This is a genomic window from Streptomyces sp. NPDC048297 (assembly GCF_043201585.1).
GTDB lineage: Bacteria > Actinomycetota > Actinomycetes > Streptomycetales > Streptomycetaceae > Streptomyces.
Map to the genome: position 1 here is coordinate 1 of NZ_JBICZA010000094.1, position 1225 is coordinate 1225.

At 68.9% G+C, this 1225-nt stretch carries 1 protein-coding gene and 1 pseudogene; both read left to right on the forward strand.

From position 1 onward, the window contains the following. Nucleotides 1-426: pseudogene (locus ACGFYV_RS37535) on the forward strand (hypothetical protein); the annotation flags it as partial. After that, complete coding sequence (locus ACGFYV_RS37540) at nt 423-1217, forward strand: ABC transporter permease (RefSeq protein WP_393883032.1); 795 nt, start codon at nt 423-425, stop codon at nt 1215-1217. The pseudogene ACGFYV_RS37535 and the gene ACGFYV_RS37540, both read left to right, overlap by 4 nt. Nucleotides 1218-1225 lie beyond the last annotated feature (8 nt).

Sequence of the window (1225 nt, forward strand, 5' to 3'; positions counted from 1 at the left end):
CAGTATCTGGAGGAGGCGGACCAGCTCGCCGACCGGATCGCGGTCCTCAACGGCGGCACCCTCGTCGCCCAGGGCACCCCCGAGCAGCTGAAGCGGCAGATCCCCGGCGGCAGCGTCGACCTCCAGTTCACCAGCGTGTCCGCCCTCACCGCCGCAGCCGCCGCTCTGGACGGCACCCCCGCCACCCGCGACGAGGACTCCCTGACCCTGCGCATCCCCTCCGATGGCAGCGCGTCCGCGGTCCAGCACATCCTCGCCCGCCTCGACACCACGACCGTGTCCGAACTGTCCCTGAAGACCCCCGACCTCGACGACGTCTTCCTCGCCCTGACCGGCCAGACCCCCACCACCAGCACCACTGACACCACCACCGCTGCTTCCGCCGGCCAGGTCGGCGCCGACACCGAGAAGAAGGTCCTGGTATGAGCACCGTCGCCTACGCGGTCGCCGACTCCACCACCCTCCTGCGCCGCAACATCAAGAACCAGCTCCGCTACCCCACCACCGCCCTGTCCATCGTCGGTATCCCCGTCCTCTTCCTCCTCCTGTTCGTCTACGTCTTCGGCAACGTCCTCGGACAGGGCGTCAGCCCCATCGGCGGAGCCGGCCACGACGACTACGTCAACTACGTCCTGCCCGGCCTGATCATCATGACCGCCGCCACCGGATCCCTCGGCACCGCCGTGTCCACCTCCGTCGACATGACCGAAGGCATCATCGCCCGGTTCAAGACCATGGCGATCTTCCGCCCCTCCATCCTCATCGCCCGGGTCATCTCCTCCGTCCTGCAGACCCTCACCAGCATGGCCCTCGTCCTCGCCGTCGCCTGGGCCATGGGCTTCCACCCCAACGCCACCCCCCTGGAGTGGCTCGCCGTCCTGGGCCTGCTCACCGCCGCCAGCCTCGCCCTGACCTGGCTCGGCGTCGCCTTCGGACTCGCCGCGAAAACCCTCGACGCCGCCTCCAACGCCCCCTTCCCCCTCATCCTCCTGCCCTTCGTCGGCTCCGGGATCGTCCCCACCGACACCATGCCCACCGGCCTGCGCTACTTCGCCGAGTACCAGCCCTTCACCCCCATGATCGAAACCCTCCGCGGCCTCCTCCTCGGCACCCCCATCGGCAACAACGCCTACATCGCCCTCGCCTGGTGCACCGCCCTCACCCTCCTCGGCTTCACCTGGGCCATGAAGCACTTCAACAAGGACCGCACCAACTGACACCGACG

Excerpts from the sequence above, each read along its gene's own strand:
- ACGFYV_RS37540 (WP_393883032.1), top strand. The coding sequence starts at position 423 with ATGAGCACCGTCGCCTACGCGGTCGCCGACTCCACCACCCTCCTGCGC.